This is a genomic window from Ruminococcus hominis, assembly GCF_014287355.1.
Classification (GTDB): domain Bacteria; phylum Bacillota; class Clostridia; order Lachnospirales; family Lachnospiraceae; genus Schaedlerella; species Schaedlerella hominis.
This window is the reverse complement of sequence record NZ_JACOPE010000001.1, coordinates 3,123,167-3,143,063: the sequence shown is the minus strand read 5'-3', so window position 1 is coordinate 3,143,063 and position 19,897 is coordinate 3,123,167. Positions and strand designations below refer to the sequence as shown.

At 33.8% G+C, this 19,897-nt stretch carries 13 protein-coding genes; 10 read left to right on the top strand and 3 right to left on the bottom strand.

Features of this window, described 5'->3' with window-relative positions; translation table 11 throughout:
* Positions 1-23 precede the first annotated feature (23 nt).
* From H8S40_RS14285 to H8S40_RS14250, 8 genes are read left to right on the top strand one after another with little or no spacing between them, the layout of a single operon-like run.
* Positions 24-806: an ABC transporter permease gene (locus H8S40_RS14285; RefSeq protein WP_207723271.1), complete on the top strand. Its 783-nt coding sequence runs from the start codon at positions 24-26 to the stop codon at positions 804-806.
* Positions 807-821: 15 nt separating this feature from the next.
* On the top strand, positions 822-1,556 hold the full coding sequence (locus H8S40_RS14280; protein WP_022075131.1) for an ABC transporter ATP-binding protein: 735 nt from the start codon (positions 822-824) through the stop codon (positions 1,554-1,556).
* Positions 1,557-1,570: 14 nt separating this feature from the next.
* Complete coding sequence (locus H8S40_RS14275) at positions 1,571-2,173, top strand: hypothetical protein (protein WP_022075130.1); 603 nt, start codon at positions 1,571-1,573, stop codon at positions 2,171-2,173.
* Positions 2,174-2,188: 15 nt separating this feature from the next.
* A complete protein-coding gene (locus tag H8S40_RS14270; RefSeq protein ID WP_186865469.1) occupies positions 2,189-4,366 on the top strand; it encodes a glycosyltransferase in 2,178 nt (725 codons plus the stop codon).
* A gap of 1 nt (position 4,367) precedes the next feature.
* Positions 4,368-6,554 (top strand): glycosyltransferase, encoded by a 2,187-nt coding sequence (locus H8S40_RS14265; RefSeq protein ID WP_117989972.1) that lies wholly within the window; start codon positions 4,368-4,370, stop codon positions 6,552-6,554.
* Positions 6,544-7,962: a DUF2142 domain-containing protein gene (locus H8S40_RS14260; RefSeq protein WP_172696978.1), complete on the top strand. Its 1,419-nt coding sequence runs from the start codon at positions 6,544-6,546 to the stop codon at positions 7,960-7,962. Before H8S40_RS14265 ends, H8S40_RS14260 begins: the two co-directional genes overlap by 11 nt.
* 18 nt (positions 7,963-7,980) lie before the next feature.
* A complete protein-coding gene (locus H8S40_RS14255) occupies positions 7,981-9,228 on the top strand; it encodes a glycosyltransferase domain-containing protein (RefSeq protein ID WP_118724065.1) in 1,248 nt (415 codons plus the stop codon).
* Positions 9,229-9,262: 34 nt separating this feature from the next.
* A complete protein-coding gene (locus H8S40_RS14250; protein ID WP_186865468.1) occupies positions 9,263-10,981 on the top strand; it encodes a glycosyltransferase family 2 protein in 1,719 nt (572 codons plus the stop codon).
* Positions 10,982-11,025: 44 nt separating this feature from the next.
* On the opposite strand, the gene H8S40_RS14245 is transcribed toward H8S40_RS14250, so the two are convergent.
* The 3 genes from H8S40_RS14245 to H8S40_RS14235 form a co-directional block, all read right to left on the bottom strand.
* Entirely contained in the window at positions 11,026-12,045 is a 1,020-nt protein-coding gene (locus H8S40_RS14245) for an acyltransferase family protein (RefSeq protein ID WP_186865467.1), read from the bottom strand.
* 14 nt (positions 12,046-12,059) lie between these two features.
* Entirely contained in the window at positions 12,060-13,100 is a 1,041-nt protein-coding gene (locus tag H8S40_RS14240; protein ID WP_186865466.1) for an acyltransferase family protein, read from the bottom strand.
* A gap of 582 nt (positions 13,101-13,682) precedes the next feature.
* Positions 13,683-14,546: a methionyl aminopeptidase gene (locus H8S40_RS14235; RefSeq protein WP_022075430.1), complete on the bottom strand. Its 864-nt coding sequence runs from the start codon at positions 14,544-14,546 to the stop codon at positions 13,683-13,685.
* Between the two features lie 236 nt (positions 14,547-14,782).
* Between H8S40_RS14235 and H8S40_RS16255 the strand changes: the two genes are divergently transcribed.
* Both H8S40_RS16255 and H8S40_RS14225 read left to right on the top strand, forming a co-directional pair.
* Positions 14,783-16,606, top strand: coding sequence for a GH25 family lysozyme (locus H8S40_RS16255; RefSeq protein ID WP_186865465.1), 1,824 nt, complete (start codon positions 14,783-14,785; stop codon positions 16,604-16,606).
* Positions 16,607-16,746: 140 nt separating this feature from the next.
* Positions 16,747-19,521, top strand: a complete 2,775-nt coding sequence (locus tag H8S40_RS14225) for a VanW family protein (protein WP_186865464.1) — start codon at positions 16,747-16,749, stop codon at positions 19,519-19,521.
* Positions 19,522-19,897: the final 376 nt, after the last annotated feature.

The window sequence follows — 19,897 nt, the reverse complement described above, 5'->3', positions numbered from 1 at the left end:
GAAAAATAATGGATGATGGAGGTATGAGCGTGACTCAATATATACAAAATTTTGTAAAATTCCAGCCACTATTACGAGAGTTGGTTGCACGAGATATTAAGATTAAATACAGACGTTCTGCATTAGGAGTTCTGTGGACACTATTAAACCCATTGTTTATGATGATTGTATTATCGGTAGTTTTTTCAAATCTTTTTAAGTTTGATATTGAAAATTTTCCGTTGTACTTGCTAAGTGGACAGGTGATTTTTAATTTTTTTAATGATACGACAACAACATCAATGGGAGCAATTATAAGTAACTCTTCACTGATAAAGAAGATATATGTACCAAAATATCTTTTTGTTTTGTCAAGAGTCTTTTCAAGTTTTATTAATTTGATGGCTTCATTTACTGCATTAATGCTCGTAATGCTGGCTATGCGTGTTGAGATGCATTGGACAGTTATTTTATCACCAATTCCATTGCTGTTTTTAGTTGCATTTTCATTAGGAATAGGCTTGATATTAGCAGCAATAACTGTAAGATTTAGAGATATCATGCATTTGTATTCTGTATTTACAACAGCGTTGATGTATTTGACACCAGTTATTTATCCAATGTCAATCCTTCCAAAATGGTTATCGCCGATTGTTAGAGCTAATCCAGTTACAAATATATTGATTATGTTCCGTGATGTTATGCTAAACGGAAATTTGCCAAGTATTTCTGGGATTATTATAGCTCTGATTGAAACTGTGCTGGCATTGGGAATTGGATTATATGTATTCTATAAAAATCAGGATCAATTTATTTTAAATATATAATATTAGGAGAAAAATATGGAAAAACCAATAATGATTCAAGCAGATCATGTGTATATGAAATTCAGTTTGTCATCTGAGAAGTTTGATAGTTTTAAAGAGTACGTGATAAAAAGTATTAAAAAACAGGTGTCATATGATGAATTCTGGGCATTAAAAGATGTATCGTTTGAGTTAAGAAAAGGGGATGCATTGGGATTAATCGGTTTAAACGGTAGTGGAAAAAGTACAATGTTGAAAACGATTGCCGGAGTGTTAAAACCGACGAAAGGAAGTGTCACTGTAAATGGCTCAATTGCTCCGTTGATTGAATTGGGAGCTGGATTCGATATGGATTTGACAGCACGTGAAAATGTATTTCTTAATGGAGCACTTTTAGGATATTCACGTAAACAGATGCAGGAATATTATGATGATATAGTAGAATTTTCGGAGTTAAAAGATTTTATGGATGTACCAGTAAAGAATTTCTCTTCTGGTATGGTTTCAAGATTGGCATTTGCGATTGCAACAATCGGAACGCCGGATATTCTTATTGTAGACGAAGTGCTTTCTGTTGGGGACTTTCGATTCCAAGAGAAATGCGAACAACGTATACAGAAGATGATGAATGGAGAAACGACAATTCTTTTTGTTTCGCATAATATTAATCAGGTAGAAAAGTTATGTAATAAAATTGTGTGGTTAGAAAAAGGGGTTGTCAAAGCATTTGGTGATGCCAAAGAAATTGCAGAGGAATATAGAAATTCTTAATCAGAGGTAAAAAGATGAAGAAAAAAGTTATAAGAGTATTAGAAAGTATAGTAGTGATTGCACTGGTGTTTTTATATGCGCACATAGCAAAGCCTCATGCGATTTATGATAAAACAATAGACCCAAGTGCATATGGAACAGTTACGGAAAGTAAGAATGCTATATTAGAACAGGAATTTGAAGTAAATGAGGATACTTTAGATGGAATCCGTGTAAAGGGTGCAGAAAGTGGAGATATTAGTAAAGTGTCTCTTAATTATACATTAGAAGAAGTAGATACAAATGAAGTTGTGGCTGAAGGTGAGATAAATGCTAAAAAGGCGTTAAAAAGTCGATTTTATGAATTACCTTTTGATACGATTGAGAATTGTAATGGAAAGCAATATCGCTTATCCTTGACACAGAATGCAGAAGATAATGAAAGCGCAGTGCAGTTCTCGTTTGAGAAACAAGAAGAATCTAATACAGCTTTTTATGTTGATGGGGAAAAAATAGACGGAACGATGATTTTAAAAACGCTGACGGATAGATTCGATTTGGAAACTTTCTTTGTAGTAATGATATTTGTGATTTATATCGTTGCATTCATGAAATTATTGTATAGATTATTTAAATAATGAGGGATATCTAATATGCAGGAAATATTAAGGAAAGTTACAAAGACACTAAAAGATGAGGGAATTGCATCAGTTGGAAAAAAGGCACGTTCTTATATAAAAACAAAAAATATTGAAAAGAAATTGAAAACAAGTCAAGTATTCCAGGATGTGTTGTTTATAAATGGGTGTGGACCAGAAGTGCCACACCCTGCTCGTTATAGGGTATCACATCAGAGAGAACAGTTGACTTATTATAATATTTCGAGTAATGAAGTCTTCTATCAACATTTATCAATGGATATGGTAAGGTTATATAGAGGCTTCATTTTTTTTCGGTGTCCGTATAATGAACAAATAGGAGAATTTATAAAACTTGCAAAGAAATTGAACAAAGTTGTTTTATATGATATTGATGATTTAGTAATTGATACAAAGTATACGGATATGATTCCATATTTGGATACAATGAAATCAGAAGATAGGAAAGCTTATAATCAGAATGTAATGGAGATGGGACATTTACTCAGATTGTGTGATGCTGGAATTACAACGACGACACATTTACAACAAGAAATGCTACATTACGTTCCGGAGGTTTTGATAAATCGTAATACTGCATCGGAAGAGATGGAAAAGCTTTCTGATAAGGCTTTACAAAGCAAAAAAGAGTTAGATCATATTCACATCGGTTATTTTAGCGGCAGTATTACGCATAATGATGATTTTAATATGATTATGCCAGTGATAATAGAACTTATGAAGACATATCATCATTTGAAGCTGCATATAGTCGGAGAATTAGAGCTGCCGGGAGAACTAAATGAATACAAAGAACAGATAATACAGCATCCGTTTGTTGATTGGAGAAAATTACCTGAATTAATAGCACAGGTGGATATAAATCTAGCACCATTAACAGACACATTATTTAATGCTGCAAAATCAGAAAACAAATGGATGGAAGCTGCATTGGTTCAGGTTCCGACAATTGCTAGTAATCTTGGAGCATTTGAAGAATGTATAGAATCTGGTGAAACTGGAATTTTATGTTCTTCAGTAGAAGACTGGAAAGAAGCACTTGTTGATTTGATAGAAAATCCAGATAAGCGAAATCGTATTGCAAGGAACGCTTGGTATGTGTGTAGAGAACGCTGGCTTGCCTATAAGACAGGATATAAGTTAGCAGAGTTCCTAAAGAAAAAATTCCATAAGAATATTATTTTTGTGTTACCATCACTTGAGATTAGTGGCGGGGTAATGGTTACATTGAATCATGCTGCTATAATGCAAAAACGTGGATACGATGTGTCAGTGGCATATTTGAATGCAAAAGAAAATTGGTGTACTGTAAAAGCACAGAAAATACCGGTGTTACATGCAAATGAAGGTGTGCTAGAAGGAAGTATAGATGCTGCGGTAGCTACAATGTGGACGACAGTACAAATACTAAATAGAAATTCGAAAATAAAGAATAAATATTATTTAGTACAAAATTATGAGACCAATTTTTATCAGTCGGGTGACCCATTGAGAATTCAAGCAAATAGAACGTATTCTGAAAATGAAAATATAAAATATCTTACAATATCTAAATGGTGTGAATCGTGGTTAAAGACGGAATTTGGTAAAACATGTAAATACGCACCGAACGGAATTGAGTTTGACAGATTTCATGATACTGCGGAAGAGAGAACATTATCTGGAAAAATTCGAATACTAATAGAAGGCGATTGTGCATCTTACTATAAAAATGTTGATGAAAGTTTTGAAATTGTAAACAAGTTAGAAAAAGAAAAGTTTGAGATATGGTACATGTCTTATAATGCACAACCGAAAGAATGGTATCGGGTAGACAAATTTTTTCATAAAGTTCCGTATGCGAAAGTAGCACAAATATATAGAGAGTGCGATATTTTAATTAAGACGAGTGTTTTGGAAAGTTTTTCGTATCCACCATTAGAGATGATGGCGACAGGAGGTCTTGTGTTGGCTGTGCCAAATGGTGGCAATGTGGAATATTTAGAAGACGGAAAAAACTGTTTATTATATGAACAGGGTGATATAGAGCAGGCTGTTTCTAAAATCAATCAATTATGCACAGAGAAAGAATTAAGACACAAATTATATATAGAAGGATTAAAGACTGCAAAAGAACGAGATTGGAACAACATAGAGTCTGCGATAGAAAGTCTGTATATGGAGGAATCATAAGATGAGTAAAACGGAAAATTTACAACAAAAATTAGTTAGAATAGTCAGAGAAGAGGGGGTTAAGACTGCATATAGAAAGGGAAAAAATTATATAAAATTGCGTGTATCAGGAGACCCTATTCGTCATTGTTATAAAGATGTATTGTTTATAAATGGATGTTATTTGCCGCATCCGTCAAGATATCGAGTGGATCATCAGGTAGAGCAGTTACAAGCTTTTGGTTTGACAGTAGATAGCATGTTTTATGAACGTGTCAATTTGGAGATATTGAAATATTATCGTGCATTCGTATTTTTTAGATGTCCGATTACGACAGAAATAGAGGAATTTATTGATAGAGCCAAATATTATAATAAACCGGTTATATTTGATATTGATGATTTAGTGATTGACAAAAAGTATACAGATATGATTCCGTATTTGAAAACAATGTCTGAAAATGACAAAAAAGTTTATGATGATGGTGTTGAAAGAACAAAACAGACATTACTGAAATGCGATTGTGCAATCACAACAACAAGTGTCTTGGCTAATGAATTGCGTAATTATGTTGATGATGTTTATATAAATAGAAATGTTGCATCAGAAAAAATGCTGAAATATTCTAAAAGAGCATATAGTAATGTTGTAAAAGACGAAAATAAAATTATTATGGGATATTTTAGTGGAAGTATTACTCATAATGCGGATTTTGAATTGATTATGCCTGTAATCAAGGAAATTATGGAAAAGAATGAGCAGGTTTATCTTAAGATAGTTGGTGAATTAGACTTACCAAAAGAGTTGGACAGTGTTCGAGAGCGAGTGATTGCGGAACCATTTGTAGAGTGGAAAAAACTACCGGAGTTAATAGCTTCTGTAGATATTAATCTGGCACCATTAGAAGAGTCTATTTTCAATGCTGCGAAATCAGAAAATAAATGGCTCGAGGCAGGACTTGTTCATGTGCCGACAATTGCAAGTAAGGTCGGAGCCTTTGAAGAAATGATTCAGGATGGACAAGATGGTATTTTATGTGCGAATATACATGAGTGGCAAGAAAAATTACAGCTTCTTATAGATGATAAAACGTACAGAGAAGAAATTGGAAGTAATGCATATGCAATTACAAGAAAGAAAATTACAACTTATACAGGTCGAGGTATAGCCGAGTATGTGATTTCAAAGATGCCAAAAAATTTCGGATTTGTTTTGCCAACTACTAATATTAGTGGTGGAGTAAATGTAATTATAAAGCATTGTAATATGCTTAGAGACCATGGGTATGATGTGTTTATAGTAAACGAAGACAGAAAATCCGATGATATTATAAATAAAGATGGACGTATTCCGGTTGTACAAAGTTATGACACACGTTTTGAGGCATATGTGGATACTTTAGTTGCAAGTTTATGGAGTACACTTACATTTGTGAAAGTATATCCGAATGTTTTGCATAGAGCATATTTGGTTCAGAATTTTGAAACCAATTTTAGTCCGGACGGATATTTTGAGAAAACAATGGCAAATGCAACATATAATTCTCTTATTCCAATTCATTATCTTACAATATCAAAATGGTGTCAGGATTGGTTAAAAGAAAAATTTGGAAAAGACAGCATTTATGTACCGAATGGAATTGATTTGGGAGTTTTTTCTTATAAGGAAAGAAATTTCGAAGGAAAAATTAAAATTCTTATTGAAGGAAATAGTGATGATCACTATAAAAATGTAGATGAAAGTTTTAAAATTGCTGAAAAATTAGATAAAGATAAATATGAGATTTATTATTTGTCATATCAAGGAGGAGCAAAATCATGGTATCGTGTAGACAAATTCTTACAAAGAGTTCCACATGACGAAGTTGGAAAAATTTATCAGTCGTGCGATATTTTGTTAAAAACAAGTATTTTGGAAAGCTTTTCGTATCCACCATTAGAAATGATGGCAACTGGTGGGCTGGCTGTTGTAGCACCAAATGGAGGAAATATTGAGTATTTACGTGACGAAGAAAATTGTCTAATGTATAAACTTGGTGACATAGATAAGGCAGTTGAACAAATTGACAGACTTGCTGAGGATGCTTTATTAAGAGAAAGATTGATTGCAGGAGGATTAGAGACTGCCAAAAAACGTGAATGGAGTAAGATTGAAGAGCAAATAGTTACAATGTATCGAGACTTGAAGGAGAATGCCGATGAATACTAATAGTATTGCAAAAAAATTTGTTTATCTTTCACTCATATTTGGTATATTATTTATGGTTTTAACACCGCCTTTTCAGGCGCCAGACGAAGATAGCCACTTTAAGAAGGCCTATGTATTATCAAAAGGAAATTTATTTCCAGATGTGCAGGATGGGAAAGTGGGATATATGCTGCCAAAGGGAATGTTAGATTATATCACTATGCAAAATAATAAAGGTGGTAATCTCGATGAAAAATTTAACTATAAAGACATGTATTTGACAGAACGATTACCAGGAGAATATGGAGAACAAAAGTTTGATGGATTCTCGACAGCAAAAACAAATCCGGTAGGGCATATTGTACAAGCAACAGGAATTGTTTTTGGCAATGTAGTGGCGAAAATATTAGATATTGATAATCCTTCAGTATTATATTTTTTATATTTTGCAAGATTTTTCAATTTGTTATTTTACGTAACAATAGTGGCAATTAGTATCTCTATTACACCAATATTAAAAAGAACGATGGCAATGATTGGAATTATGCCGATGTCGTTATTTTTGGCAGCTACAGTATCGTATGATCCAATATTAATTTCACTTGCGTTTCTAGCATGTGCAATGATATTCAGAATTTCTTTTGGCGAAAATCAAAAAGAGCTGACTACTGCATACATAGTTATTTTAAGTGTGATAGCGTATGTGTTTGTTGTTATAAAAATTGTATATGTACCAATATTTTTGTTGATGTTATTTTTGCCAAAATTTGAACTCAAAAATAAAAAGATCTATGCTAAGAAATTGATAAGTATGGGAATTATTGTGATAGCTTTGTATTTTATTACAAAGCTGATTATGCCAAGTGGAGACACAAGTGTTATTACAGAAGATGCCAAATTGGCATCACAGCAGATGCAGTTTGTAATTCATAATCCAGTAAAGTATCTGCAAATATATTTTAATACATTATCAAGTATGAAACTATTTTTTGTTTCAACAACAATTGGTACCTTTGGATTAATTGATACAAATTTGTATTGTGTATTTTTGGGGGCATATTTATTTATCATGCCAATTATTGGAATTGCAGAAACAAGTTTAGATAATATAAAAGTAAAGGTTATAGATAGGATTATAGTGTTTATAAGTGTCTCAGCCGCAATTTTTGGATGTTTTCTGGCAATGTATATATACTGGACATCCATATTGGATAATTATGGAGTGGGAGCAGGGGCTATTACGGGAGTGCAAGGACGATATTTCATACCAGTAATACCATTAATATTTTTAATATTTGCGAATACAAAATTGCAAAAAGTAGAAAAATTAAACAAAATTATGAAAACCATAGTAGATAATTTTATATTGCCAAGCAGTATAATCCTTTGCGCATCTGTCGTTGCTATATTATTGCGATTCTGGTGTTAGAAAAGTGAGAGGAAAGAGATGAAAACCGAAAAAATATGTATATACACTTGTATAACTGGAGATTATGACAATCTTCATGATGTGGAAAAAGATGAAGATATTGATTATATATGTTTTACAAATAACCATACGTTAAAGTCAGATTGCTGGCAGTTTGTCTATATTCAAGATGAAGAGAATATAGGTGATATGTTATTATCAAGAAAAATTAAAATATTGGGCCATCCGCTTTTGGAAAAATACGATATAAGTATATGGGTAGATGGAGCTCTCCAGGTAAAGAAAGATATACGTAAACTACTTACGACATTTTGTGATTTGGAAAATTACTCAATGGCATGTTTTCGTCATAGATTACGTAATTGTGTTTATCAAGAAGCAACGGCATGCGTTATTCATAGAAAAGCAAATAGGGAAGAGATTATTCAATATTTGGACTTTATAAAAAAAGAGCAGTTTCCGGAGGATTATGGATTAGCGGAATGTACGGTTTTGATACGAAGAGAAAATCAACAAGATGTAAAAGATACGATGCATCTTTGGTATGATTTACTTTGTAAATATGTGAAAAGAGACCAGTTATCATTTCCGTACAGTATATGGAAAACAGGATTAAAGATTTGTTGGATTGATTTAAACGTATTTGATAATCCGTGGTTTTTCTGGTATGCACATAAACAGAAGACAGAGAAGAAAACTGCAAGGATATTTTTCGGAAATTATCAAGACGTGTATACAGATGTATATGTAGAGAAGAAAATGGAGTTGGATGGAAATATCTGCAAGATTAAATTTGTATTTCCTAGAGACTACTCGAAGATATCAATCAATATTGGGCAACATTTTGGTAAAGTAATTACTTCATTGAAAACATCCATTCCAGTAAAAAGGATATCAGCATTTCCTGGGATTTCACATTCAGGTTATACAGTTTTTGATTATGATGATATGGTTCTTTATTTTGAAGGAAAATTTCAAAAAAATCAAAAATTCGAGGTATCATTTGATATACGGAAGTTTGGGGAGACTAAGATACAAGAAGTGTTGGAAGGAATTGTAAGTGAATACTATTATGATAAGATAATTCGAGATAATATGATTAATGGGTTGAATAAACGCTGTACTGAATTGGAAGGACAGATAATATACTTGCATAAAGAACAAGAAAATTCACTAATTAGACGAGCAAAAAAACTATGTGGTCAACAAGATATAAAATCTAAAATTTTGAAGAAACTAATTATGAAATGTGTAAAACTCAATTAGGAAGGTCAAAATGGAATGTATACAAAGGGGTATTATGAAACATAGAGAATTATATAAAAAAGTTAAAAAGACGATGGTCTATACAAAATTTTATGGAATTAAAAATATGATTCATCGTAATTTTGATAAATATCAAGTGAATGAACAATGGTATTCAACTTGGTTCGAACAGAATAAGGTTACACAAGAGGAAATAAAGATACAAAAACAGCAACGATTTGTATATGAACCTGTTATTAGTATTTTGGTTCCAGTATATAATACTCCACAGAAATATTTACAGCAGATGATAGAATCGGTATGTGAACAGACATATGATAAATGGGAACTTTGTATTGCGAATGCGAATCCGGAAAATTTAGAAGTTCAAATCATTTTAGATGAATATAAAAAGAAAGATTCAAGAATTAAGGTGGTAGATGTTCCGGAAAATTTAGGTATTGCTCAAAATACAAACAAGGCTTATGAAATTTCAACAGGACAATATATTGCCCTGTTGGACCATGATGATATGTTAGCAACGAACGCCTTATATGAAGTTGTTCGGACCATAAATGAGAAGAATAAATCGGAAGTGATTTATACAGATGAGGACAAAATATCAGAAAACTCAAATGAACATTTTCAGCCTAATTTTAAACCAGAGTTCAATTTAGATTTATTAAGAGCTAATAATTATATATGTCACCTTTTTGTATTTAAGAGAAGTTTGATAAAAGAATCAGAACCATTTCGAGAGGAATATAATGGGGCACAAGATTATGATTTAATACTAAGATGTACGGAACAGGCAGAGAATATTGCTCATATATCAAAGATTTTGTACCACTGGCGTATGCATAGACAATCAACAGCAGATAATCCGGCTAGTAAATTATATGCGTATGATGCGGGTGAACGGGCATTACAGGCACATCTAAAAAGATGTGGGGAAGTCGGTCGTATAGAAAAATTAGACGATTTGGGCTTTTATAAAATTATTTATGAATCTAAGGATAATAAGGATTTGGTTACCACCGTGATTAAAAGTGATGGGGAAATCAATTATCTAAAGAAATGTATTAATTCGTTAAAAGAAATGGATTATGAAAATTTGCAGATAATAGTGGTGGATATGGGAAATCAGAGCAGTAAGGTAGAAAAATATTATCAATTCTTGGAAGGACAAGGAATACAGGTTGTTAAAGGTCAAAAAGATTCATTTCCTGCGACTATTAATATTATCAAGAAGCAAATAAAAGGAGAATATATTCTTTTGCTTTCGCAATATATTGAGTTTCAAGGAAAAAAGGACTTGGAACAGTTACTTGCAAATTGCCAACGTGAAAAAATTGGTGTCGTTGGTGCAAGAAGTTATTATAGAAATCATACAATTCGACATGCAGGTATTGGAATTGGAGGAGAAAAATTCTCATACAGATTATTTGAAGGATTGCCAAATATGTGTAAGGGCTATATGCATAGAGAGGCACTGCAACAGGAACTGAGTGCCGTTAGTATGGAATGTATGATGTTAAGGAAAAGTTTGTTAGAACAAATTGATGGATTCGATGATAAATTGGGAGACGAATTTGCTGCTATAGATTTTTGCCTGCGAGTGAAAGAAAAACAGTATCGAGTTTTGTACGTTCCGACAGTTGTGATGCGGTATAATGCTTCCTATGATAAAGAACGTATCGAAGCAAAGAATATAACAATTATGATGCAGCGATGGAAAAATGTTTATGAAAATCAATATGGTTACAGTAGTTAACTTGTTGAGTTTAAATTCGTCAATTAGAAGGTAAAACTTATGTATTAACGAAGAAGTTGATTAAAAAATCGATTTTTCAAAGTGTAAGAGTAAGTACAGATTAAAATCGACATAAGAATTACTATAAAAAATAAAGCAGTAACAGGTAATATCTTTCTGGTTACAAAAGATAATATATCAATTACAGCAATTAAAATCCGATGTAAAAAATACATTCCGGTACTTAAATTTCTTAAGTATTTTGCGTGCTTTAAATGTAATGAACTCTTTGTAAGTATTATTAAGAGGAGTGGGGCGATAAATAAATGCGATATAAATAATGCACCATCATCTAGCGGAACATGTTGATTTACTAGTAGTAATTCGAAAAAATAAAGTATGGTTGAAATAAAAAGCAAAGGTTTTGTATATTGATAAAGTTTCGGGGATTCGATATGAACTCCGACATAAATTCCAAGTATTAAGAAACAGGTTCCAACAAAAATTCCATTTCGTGCAGAAATGAATAATTGCATGTAAGAGTCAACAATTATCTGCAAGTAGGAATTTTCGATTAAAAAGTAATAATTATTACATAATAGGGCGAAGGCATATAAGAAAATACTAATTATCAGTATAATTTGAATTCGTCCTTTTTTAAGAAATGGATAGATAATAATAATTGCAATAATGCTTGCTTGTACATACCAGAGCGCTCCATAAGGATAAAATAATATATGTTTAAGTATATCATGACAAATAGTAAGTTTGGGGGTTTGTCTTAAAAGTTGTTTGATGATTTCCAATAAATTATTTATATTTTCGAATATAATAAGAGGAATGAGCAAACGAAAGATATATTTTTGGATAATGATATCTAGCTCGGCTGGTTGCTTCAAATATTTTTTTCCAATCCAAAATCCGGAACATACAAAGAAAAATGGTACAGCTAATCGGAAAAAACCTCTTCCGATTAGTAATTGTAACGCTTTTGGAAAGATGTTGGAAATATTGGTATGTATTCCGATAATACAAAGGCAAAAAATAAATTTCATTAAATCAATGCTGTCATATTGTTTGCTCATAATTTTGTCTCCATTTAATTTCTTAATATTCTTCTAAAAAAATTCCCGAGTATTTTTTCATATATAATATTTATAAAAGTAGCAAGTAAATAAATACAGAAAGCAAAGAGCGGAAGCATACAAAGAGTAAAAAGTATTCCATAATGGTTTATTTGCCACATGATGAAAGATTGCCTGAAAATTGTTAACCAACAAGTAGAGTGAATTAAATATGTAATAATTGTACTCTGAGGAAGATTGCGTAAAAACCAGTTTGTTTTTATATTATTATTGGAACGTATAGCAAATAGTAATAAAGTAATAGAGGCTATTGCTACGCATGGATTATTATATGCATAAAAAGTCCATGCTCTTAAACCATTGCCGGATTTGTAAAGTAGCTTTATAAGCAGGCTGTTTAAGAGTATAACAGTAAACCAAGTAAGAATGTAAAATTTTCTGTTGTATAAAAGCAATCGCCACTCATTTTGAAATTTTCTAATACCGTTACCTAAAATATATAGGGCAACTGCCATAAGGTAAGAGTAGCCGTAGGAAAGATGGAGGCTTCCATCAATTGTAAATCCATAAATACAGATAATTAAGAAAAAACCACTAACATAAGATTTAAACATAGATAATGAGATATTATTAATTATCAAGTTTAAAAGTGGAGAAGTAAACATTAATAAAATGTATGCTCCAAGAAACCAGTAATAATCGAATGGATTAAGAGTGTTTTTTATCCAATCAGAATCAAAAGGAATATGGCCTGACAGAAGACCAGTTAGCTGTATCAAGGTGGAAATCAGGTACACTTTTATTATGAGCAATAATACTGTTTGAGGCTTTAAATGAATTTTACAATAGCCGGACATCAAAAAGAATAAGTTGACTCCGACAATAACAATAGAATTCATAATAATTAAAAGGTTACCAAAACGGGTTAAAGTATTTTCTTTTAGCATGGTTTGTAATCCGAAATCATTGATAATACAATGGTGCATGATAATAAAAAGCATAGAAAATATGCGTAGCAAATCAATGCGTAAATCTCGTTTTGCAACTTGTGACATAATAAATCCTCCATAATTATATAAGAGTTTCAGGTAATTATAACCAGCGAATTAGTTTAGATAAAAGTCTTTATACCATTCAGCAAATTTGCGAAGTCCATCTCTTAGGCTTGTGCTAGATTTGAATCGTAAGTAGGTAATCATCCGTATTACCAACTTACAAATGATGCCAGTGAGGTAAGATTATTATTCGTGTTATCTACAAAAATTTCATTCGGCTCAAATCCAAGAGTTTCGTATAATGCTTCCAGCAGTGGAAAAGGCGGAAGAGAATAAATACACGATAGAGTCTTGTCGCAGCAGTAAGTGTCTGATATGTCATTTTTTCTTCAGTTATCTTTGTAGAAATCAAGTTAGCTAAAAGAGACAGAGATGCTTTCTTTATAGTTAGTTACGAGAGCAAATAGTTTAAAATGTAAATTTTACTGTAAATAACAAATCAGATGTGAATATGTAATGAAAATAGTTTGATTAATGAAACGTTAGATGTAGAACGACAAAAAGGAGTTATAAAAAGGAAGCCGCGTTCAACGTGATATTCGTAGTTCAACGTTAAAGCGACACTCCTATAATTTAAATAGTTTATTTTGTTAATACCTCAACACCATTTTCAGTTACAAGCACCATATATTCAATCTGGGCAGAAAGTCCGTCATCAATGGTATAAACAGTCCAGCCGTTATCTTCATCAACGAAGAAGTCAGGGCTACCTTCATTAATCATAGGTTCAATCGTGAACATCATACCCGGAACCAATAGCATCTCAGATCCTTTTGGAGTAACAAAGCTGACAAATGGATCTTCGTGGAATTCGAGTCCGATTCCATGTCCGCCGATTTCTTCTACAACAGAATATCCATTTTCCTGAGCATGCGTATTGATTGCATCAGCAATATCTCCAAGATGTCCCCATGGTTTTGCAGCAGCAAGACCAAGTTCAAGGCATTCTTCTGTGACTTTTACGAGACGTTCAGCACGTTCGGATACCTGTCCGATTTTGAACATTCGAGACGCATCAGAAAAATATCCATTGAGAATGGTGGATACGTCAACATTGATGATGTCACCTTCCTGCAAAATGATGTTTTTATCAGGGATACCATGGCAAATTTCGTTGTTAATAGAAGTACATACACTCTTTGGAAATCCTTCATAATTTAATGGGGCTGGAATCCCACCATTTTTTGTTGTTACATCATATACGATTTTGTCAATATCTTCTGTACTCATTCCGGCATGAATCTGTTCAGCAACAGCATCAAGAACTTTTGTATTGAGTTCAGCACTTGCTTTGATTTTTTCAATTTGAAATGGGGTTTTTAGTAATTTGCGGCTTGGGACAATCTCTCCGCGATCAGCATGAAGCTGCATCTTTTCTTCGATTGGCATGTGGCATTTTTTATATTTTTTCCCACTTCCACACCAGCAAGGGTCATTTCTTTCCATTTTACAATCCTCTTTTCTGAAAAATTTAAAATATTCATGTTGTCATATGTATATAGTTAAATATCTACTATTTATATTTCTACAGTTTAACATATATGATAGAAAAAAGCAAAGTTAGAAATGACGAACAAAAACAGAGAAAAATTTGACATGAAAAAAAAGAGGAAGTATACTGATAAAGTTCAAGAAATAAGGAAACTTAATTGTTTATGAAAATATAAAAGAAAGGAAAATAAATGAAGAAAAAAATAGGTGTTATTGTTGCATTGTCAATTATGATCACAGGAATAAATTATCCGACATACAGTGTATATGCACAGGAAGAAAATCAAGATATTTTTCAGAGTGAAGAGAATAGTGCAGAATCAGATCTTCAACAAGAGAATGGGGAACAGACATTGAATGAAGAGGTGGATATAGATACAGAGTCTGTAGCAGAAGAATCTCAGGAACAGGGAGATTTGAAAGAAAACAGTTGGCGTTATCAAGACGGAGAATTGATTAGGAGTGCTGAAGATGAAGTTTCTGTAATTAGTGATGTATATGCTCCAAATGCAACAAAAAAAGGTATTGATGTAAGTGAGCATAATCGTAATATTGATTGGGAAAAGGTTAAAGCTGAAGGAATAGATTATGCTATTATTCGATGTGGCTATGGGGATGATTATTATAATCAAGATGACAAACAGTGGCTGAGAAATGTAAGTGAATGTGAACGTTTAGGAATTCCGTATGGGGTTTATATTTATTCATATGCTCAAAATACAGATATGGCTACAAGTGAAGCACAGCATGTATTAAGATTAATAAGCGGGCACAAGTTGAGTTACCCGGTTTATTTTGATATGGAGGATAATAGTACATTAGGAAGTGACTTTGCTGCAATTGCACAGACATTTTGTAGTACAGTTCAAAACGCAGGATATGCAGTTGGTGTATATGCAAATTTAAATTGGTGGAATAAATATTTGACAGATATAAAATTTGAACAATGGCATCGTTGGGTCGCTCAGTATAATATACAGTGTGATTACCCAGGTACATATGCAATGTGGCAATATTCGTCAAAAGAATTAGTTGATGGAATAGATGGACTCGTTGATATGAACTATCTTATTGGAACACCAGCGGATCATGGAGTTAAAGAACTGCAAAGTGGGGTTTCGTATGAAGCTCACGTATCAGATATTGGGTGGCAAACTTTTGTCCAGAACGGAGAAATAGCAGGAACAACAGGCCAAAATAAAGGAATAGAAGCCTTGAAAATGCAGTTAAACGATGTGGATGGTGGAATAGAATATAGAGCGCATGTACGAGATATTGGTTGGCAGGATTATGTATCAAATGGGCAGCAGGCAGGAACAACAGGTCAGGCAAAACCAATAGAGGCGGTATCTATCCGACTTACAGGAAAAGCGGAAGAACAATATGATATCTACTATCGAGTACATTCAAGTGATTTTGGATGGCTTGGTTGGGCAAAGAATGGGGAAGATGCAGGAACACAAGGCTATGCAAAGAAAGTAGAGGCAATACAGGTTCAATTGGTTGAAAAAGGTGGAGAAGCACCAGGAGAGACTTCGAATGCTTTTAAGATGAAAGAGACAGAAGTTCAGTATCAGGCGCACGTGTCAGATATAGGCTGGCAGAATATCGTAACAAATGGGGCATTGGCAGGAACAACAGGCCAGAATAAAGGGATAGAAGCATTAAAGTTGCAATTATCTAATGCTAGAAATGGCCGAATAGAATATCGCGCCCATGTACGAGATATAGGCTGGCAGGATTATGTATCAAATGGGCAGCAGGCAGGAACAACGGGGCAGGCGAAACCAATAGAAGCGGTATCTATCCGACTTACAGGAAAAGCGGAAGAACAATATGATATCTACTATCGAGTACATTCAAGTGATTTTGGATGGCTTGGTTGGGCAAAGAACGGGGAAGATGCCGGAACACAAGGTTATGCAAAGAAAGCAGAAGCAATTGAAATTTGTCTGGTAAAAAAAGGTGATTCAGCACCGGGAAGTACGGAAAAAGCATTTTTAAAGAATAATTAGAAAAAGAGTTATTGTTGAGTTGAGGTGATTTCTTGATATCAGCAATAACTCTTTTTTTAAATATAGGAAAATCTTGTGTTTTAAATCTAAATCAAATAAAATAAAAGAAAGAAAATACTTAATAAACGAAAGGGGCATATATGAGAGAGAAAAAGTTTATGAAGTTATTGGGCGTGATTGTTTTATGTTTGGCTATGATAACAACGACGCCAATATCGGTATTTGCAGAAGATATTGTACAGACTGATGATGTACAACAAGTACAAGAAACCACTCAAGAAGATATTAATCAGGACGAGAGTAATAACAATCAGGGTGAGAGTGGAACTGCTCAGAATGAGGGAGAACAGGATGTAATGCAGAGGTCCGAGGCGGAAACAACAGAATCTGATTTGAATAGTAGCATTGAGAATGAAACAGAAAACACAGATGAGTCTGTTATGCTGACTGAGGAAGCGGCAGATGTATTAAATATTAAATATAGTGCATATCTTCAAGGAACAAATTGGCAGGAAGAAAAAAGTAATGGGGAGACAGCTGGAACTGTCGGACAGGACCATGCTATGAAAGCGCTCAAAGTTCAGCTGGAAAATAATACAGGTATAGCAGGAACAGTTCAATACTGTGCCCATGTATCGAATATTGGTTGGCAGAATTATGTGGAAGAAAATGAACTAGCAGGAACAACGAAAACTGGATTACAAATCGAAGCAATCCGAATGAAACTTACAGGTGAGTTGGCAGAACAGTACGATATTTATTATCGAGTTCATGCAACGAATGTAGGCTGGCTTAGTTGGGTGAAAAATGATGAAAAAGCCGGAACAGTGGGGTATGCATATTCTGTTCAGGCGGTAGAAATTAAAGTTTGTAAAAAGAATAGCACAGATGCACCAATTACTGAAGGAAAAGGTTTTGTATCGGAAGAAACACTTGGAAAAATTATGTACCAGACCCATGTACAGAACATTGGCTGGCAAAACAAAGTTTACGATGGAACAACTGCAGGAACAGTAGGAAGAAATTTAAATCTTGAAGCATTAAAATTAAAAGTTACAGAAGCAGGAAGAGCAGGTTTGACAGGTTCTATTACATGTGAGGCACATGTACAGGATATTGGTTGGCAATCGCCAGTTGCAGATTGGAATACTGCAGGAACAACCGGAAAAAACAAAAAAATTGAGGCTGTTAAAATCAACTTAACTGAACAGTTGGCAGCAACATATGATGTCTATTATCGAGTTCATTCAGCAAATTATGGCTGGCTTGGCTGGGCAAAAAATGGAGAAGAGGCCGGAACAAAAGGGCTTAATTTAGGTGCACAGGCAATAGAAGTGAAGTTATATGAAAAAGGTTCTACGGAAGCACCTGCTCAGACAGAAAAAAGTTGTGTATCAACAGAAAATTTAGGGTCAGTTCTTTATAAAACGCACGTACAAAATATTGGTTGGCAAAGCAATAATTTTTATGATGGACAAACAGCTGGAACCACCGGAAAAAATTATAGTATTGAAGCAATCCAAATAAAGGTTACAGAATTAGGAAAACAAAGTAATCTTACAGGTTCTATTCTTTACGAGGCCCATGTACAAGATATCGGCTGGCAGGGAGAAGTTGCAGATGGACAGACAGCTGGAACCACCGGAAAAAATAAAAAAATTGAAGCGATTAAAATCCGTTTGTCAGAACAATTAGAAGCTCAATATGACATTTATTATCGAGTGCATAGTGCAAGATTTGGTTGGCTGGATTGGACTAAAAATGGAGAGGTTGCAGGAACTGTTGGATATAATGCAGGTGTAGAAGCAATCGAAATCAAACTGTATGGAAAAGGAGATGTAAGTGCTCCAGCATGCAGTGGAAGAAGCTATTTGTCAGCAGATCAAATTGGGAAATTGACATTTCAAACAAAAGTGGAAGGTTTAGATTGGCAAGATGCAAAAGGAAATGGAGAGATAACAGGAACGACAGGAGTAAATAAAGCCATCAGACAACTTTCGATGAATATAGCACCTTCAATGGCAGGAGGATATACAGGAAATGTCGAATATCGTTTACATTTAAGCAATGTAGGCTGGCAAGGCTGGAAGACAAATGGAGAAGTGTCCGGCGATGGAATAAATCAGGCAGAAGCTGTTCAGATTCGTTTAACGGGAGAACTTGAAAAATATGCGGATATTTATTATCGCACACATGTTTCTAATTATGGCTGGTTAGGTTGGGCGAAAAATGGTCAGGCAGCAGGTACAACGAAATGTAGTTATAAATTACAAGCAATTCAGATAAAAATCGTACCTAAGGGTACCGCTGCTCCGGGAAGTAATTCAAATTATTATAAAGATACCAAATATATAAGAATGTTAGCAAGATTTTCAACAGTAAGTACAAATGATGCAAACGGATTTTATAATATGTCAAGAGCATTAAGCTCATTTAACGGTGTAGTAGTTAATCCAGGACAGACATTATCATTCTTTGGCGTTGCAGGACCTTGCGGACAGGCACAAGGTTATCGTCCAGGTGGCGTTGTCGGTGGTATTGGATATGGTGGAGGTATCTGCCAGGCTTCAACAACATTGTATGGAGGTGCAATCCGAGCAGGAATGACAATTATTGAACGAAATAATCATACGATTGCTTCGACATATGTGCAAAGAGGATTAGACGCGATGGTTTCGTATGGAGATTCAGACTTGAAATTCCGCAATGATTTAGGATTTCCGGTAACAATTAAAACATATACAGTAGGAAATACATTATATGTAGAATTTTATGGTCAGGATCCAGGATGGTTTGATTTTATTGAGCCGGTATCTTGGTCATCAGGACATTCAGCATGGGCACAGAGAAAATACTATAAAAATGGTTCAGTGATCCGCACAGAGAATTTGCCAAGTTCTTATTATTATAATTAATGCAGAGAAAAAGGGCTGGCTGGGTTCCAATGTACGATTTCAAAACGAAATCGGAAATGTTAAGACCTGGAGTCTTAGAAAAGGGAGATATAATTTGGATTTGGAATGAAAATGAAGGTGGGAAATATGGGACTAGTGATACTCATCATATAGGATTTTTCTGGGGTGATACATCGAACCAAGATTTATTCTGGCATTCTGCACCGAATGGTGGAAATCGAATTAGTCCAATTACAGGATTGTCTAATAATGTAAGTTATACGGTAATGAAGTTATAGATTTATAGATTGAGAAAGTAATCGAAGATAGAGAAGTGTGTTTTATCTTAAAGGGATAGATGCATTTCTCTATCTTTTGTTTGCAATTCGTTTTTTTG